The organism is Nocardia aobensis NBRC 100429 (assembly GCF_000308375.1).
GTDB lineage: Bacteria > Actinomycetota > Actinomycetes > Mycobacteriales > Mycobacteriaceae > Nocardia > Nocardia aobensis.
The window spans coordinates 1-3,528 of sequence record NZ_BAFQ01000195.1; the positions used below are offsets into that span (position 1 = coordinate 1).

The 3,528-nt window shown below is 68.7% G+C and carries 4 protein-coding genes; all 4 read left to right on the top strand.

Translation table 11 applies throughout. The annotated features are described in order from the left end of the window. Nucleotides 1-40: 40 nt before the first annotated feature. From RJ03_RS36265 to RJ03_RS25115, 4 genes are read left to right on the top strand one after another with little or no spacing between them, the layout of a single operon-like run. The gene (locus RJ03_RS36265; RefSeq protein WP_245552377.1) at nucleotides 41-139 is read left to right on the top strand and encodes a hypothetical protein; all 99 of its coding nucleotides are present in this window, start codon (nucleotides 41-43) and stop codon (nucleotides 137-139) included. Nucleotides 140-188: 49 nt separating this feature from the next. After that, the gene (locus RJ03_RS25105; protein WP_269750197.1) at nucleotides 189-767 is read left to right on the top strand and encodes a GTP-binding protein; all 579 of its coding nucleotides are present in this window, start codon (nucleotides 189-191) and stop codon (nucleotides 765-767) included. Next, entirely contained in the window at nucleotides 764-2,041 is a 1,278-nt protein-coding gene (locus RJ03_RS25110) for a cytochrome P450 (RefSeq protein WP_036506281.1), read from the top strand. The genes RJ03_RS25105 and RJ03_RS25110 overlap by 4 nt, the downstream gene beginning before the upstream one ends. After that, on the top strand, nucleotides 2,038-3,270 hold the full coding sequence (locus RJ03_RS25115; RefSeq protein ID WP_036506284.1) for a cytochrome P450 family protein: 1,233 nt from the start codon (nucleotides 2,038-2,040) through the stop codon (nucleotides 3,268-3,270). Before RJ03_RS25110 ends, RJ03_RS25115 begins: the two co-directional genes overlap by 4 nt. Nucleotides 3,271-3,528 lie beyond the last annotated feature (258 nt).

A 3,528-nucleotide genomic window follows, 5' to 3' on the forward strand; every position in this document is an offset into this window, starting at 1 on the left:
GGTCCTGCTGGCCGACCTGCTCGACGCCGGCAAGATCACCGTGCGCCACCCGCGCTCCGCCCCCGCGTGGCAGCCGTGGAAAGCCTTGCCCGACACCGAAATACTGGAGAAGGTGCTCGTTGGACTCCGCAACCTCTGATCCGCTCCGCACCGGATTCGGCGACCGTCCCGCCCGGGCCCAGGCCCCGCTGGCCGATACCGTCCGGCACGGGCTCAAGGTCGTCATCGTCGGCGGTTTCGGCGTCGGCAAGACCACCATGGTCCGCGCGGTCAGTGAGATCCGGCCGCTCGACACCGAAGCGACGATGACCTCGCTGGGCATCGGCATCGACGATCCCACCGGCGCACCGGCCAAATCCACCACCACGGTCGCCTTCGACTTCGGCCGCATCACCATCGACGCCGAACACGTCCTGTATCTGTTCGGGGCTCCCGGACAGGAGCGCTTCTGGTTTCTGTGGGACCGGTTGTTCACCGGCGCGCTGGGCGCGATCGTGCTGGTCGACCCGCGCCGGATCACCGATTCCTGGTATGCGATCGACCGGCTCGAACATCAGCAGACGCCGTTCGTGGTGGCGTGCAACATCTTCGGGGCCACGGGCCACGACGACACCCAATTGCGCGCGGCACTGGATCTGGATCCGCACGTGCCGATGGTGGCATGCGATGCGCGCTCGCGGGATTCGGGTAAGCGGGTACTGATCGCCCTGGTCGAACATCTGCACGCCGCCGGTCTGCGGGCCGCCGCCCGGGGATCCGCCCGATGAACGCGCCGCAGCCCGGCCTCACCACCGGCGGTTGCCCGGTGTCGCCCACCGATCCGGTTCCGTTGAGCGGACCGCGTTTCCACACCGACCCGCAGGAGTTGTACCGCGAGATGCGCCGCGCCCACGGCCCGGTGGTCTCGGTGGAACTGCCCGGCGGGATTCCGGCCTGGCTGGTGATCGGCTACCGCGAAGTGCACCAGGTCACCAGCGACGGGGAACTGTTCCCGCGCGACGTGGCGTGCTGGAACCAATGGCCGAACATCCCGGAGGACTGGCCGCTGCTGCCGATGGTCGGCCGTCCGATGCCCTCGATCTATTTCACCGCCGGCGCCGAACATCTGCGGCATCTGGCCATGGTCGAGCCCGCCCTCGAACAGGTCGACCCGTTCGGATTGCGCAGGGCCTGTGAGGATCTGGCGGATCGGCTGATCGACCACTTCTGCGGGCGCGGCCACGCCGATCTGATCGCGGAATACGCCGAACCGCTGCCGGTACTGGCCTTGGCGTGGGTGATCGGATTCCCCGACGATCAGGGCGCGGATCTGGCCTGGACGATGAAGACGCTGGCCGACGGCGGCGCCGAGGCGCAGGCGGCCTACGGCCGGTTCGCCGACCATATGCAGCGACTCGTCGCGATGAAGAAGTCGCGGCCCGGCAACGATCTGACCTCACGGATGCTGCGTTCGCCGCAACGGTTCAGCGACGAGGAATACGCCCTGGACCTGATGGCCGTCACCGCCGCGGGCCAGCTGCCGACCAGCGACTGGCTGGGGAATTCGGTGCGGCTGATGCTCACCGACGACCGTTTCGCGGCCGCGCTCGGCGGCGGCCGCCACAGCATCGGCCAGGCGATGAACGAGGTGCTGTGGGAGGACACTCCCACCCAGATCCTGGCCGGGCGCTGGGCCTCGCGCGACACCCGGCTGGCCGACAAGACCATCCGGCGCGGCGATATGCTGCTGCTCGGCCTGGCCGGTGCGAACGCCGATCCGCATGTGCGCCAGGACCTTTCCGATTCGCTCGCCCCCGCGCACAGCGGCAACAGCGCGCATTTCGCGTTCAGCTACGGCGAATATCGCTGTCCCTTCCCGGCCCAGCAGATCGCGGAGATCATCGCGCGCACCGGGATCGAAGTGCTGCTGGATCGGCTGCCGGATCTCGACCTCGCCGTCGCCGCCACCGAACTGACTCGCCGGCCCTCGCCGTTCCTGCGCGGAATGACGTCGCTGCCGGTCACCTTCACACCCGTTCGTACCGTGGGAGGTACCCCGTGAATGCCAGTTGCCCGCATGCCGCACCGCTCGTGATCGATCCGATGGTCGGCGACCTCGCCGGGGAGACCGCCCGATTACGCGATGCCGGACAGCTGACCCGGATCGAACTGCTGGGCGTCCCGGCGTGGACCGTCACCGGCCATACCCTGGCCCGGCAGTTGCTCATCGACCCACGACTGGTCAAGGACATCAACTCCTGGTCGCTGTGGCGCGACGGCGTGGTCACCCGGCAGTGGCCGCTGATCGGCATGATCGATGTCGGGGTCTCGATGTTCACCGTCGACGGCCCCGAACACCGCCGCCTGCGGATCAAGACCACCCAGGCGTTGACCGCGCGCCGCCTGACCGCTCTGCGCCCGTTCATCGAATCGACGGTCGCCGCACTGCTGGACGATCTCGCCGCCGCCTCCGGCCAGGGCACGGTCGACCTGAAATCGGTCTTCGCCTATCCGCTGCCGATGCGCGTGATCAGCGAGCTGATGGGCGTCGACCACGCCGACCATCCGATGCTGCTCGACTGGTACAAGGCGTTCTTCTCCCTGCTCACCCCGCAGGACGAGCGGCTCGCGGTGATCGAGCGGATGGGCGAGTACTTCACCGAGATGGTGCGCAAGAAGGCCGCCGACCCGGCCGACGACCTGACCAGCGCGCTGATCCTCGCCACCGACGGCGGCGAACCGCTCGGCGAGGCCGAGGTGGTCGGCAATCTGCAGGCGCTGGTCGCCGCCGGGCACGAGACCACGGTGTCGCTGATCCTCACCACCGCGCGCGCCCTGCTCACCCACCCGGAACAGTTCGCGCTGGTGCGGTCGGGGCAGATCGACTGGGAGACCGCGATCGAGGAGACGCTGCGCTGGGACGGCCCGGTGACACATCTGCTGATGCGGTTCGCGACCGAGGACATCACCGTCGGCGACACCGTCATCGAACGCGGCGAGGGCGTGGTCATGTCGTATCGGGCCATCGGCCGCGACACCGCGGTGCACGGCGCCGATGCCGGTGAATTCGACATCACCCGGCCGACGGCGAAGCGGCACATCAGTTTCGGTCACGGCCCGCACATCTGCCCGGGTGCCGCACTCGCCCGGCTGGAGGCCTCGATCGCGCTGCCCGCGCTGTTCGAACGATTCCCGCAGCTGTCCCTGGCCGTACCCGTGGAGGAGATTCACAACCTTCCCGTGCTGACGCAGAACGATCTGGCACAGTTCCCGGTCCGGCTCGGCGACTGAGCTTCCGCGCGCGACACCAGGGCCGCGCTACCGGCTTTCTCGGTAGCGCATTGCTATCGTCGATGACCGGCCCAGTCGTGCGCGAAAACTCAACCGAGAAGGGGCGTGATGTTCGGGCAGCTGCGATCGCGCAAACCCGTCGTGCCCGTCCGAACCCTGATTGCCGTTGCGGCAGTGGGGCTTTCCGCGACCGCCACCGCGCTCTTCGGTGGCCTACCGCACTCCGGCGCCCCCAGCCTCGCCGGCCGGGAGGACCAG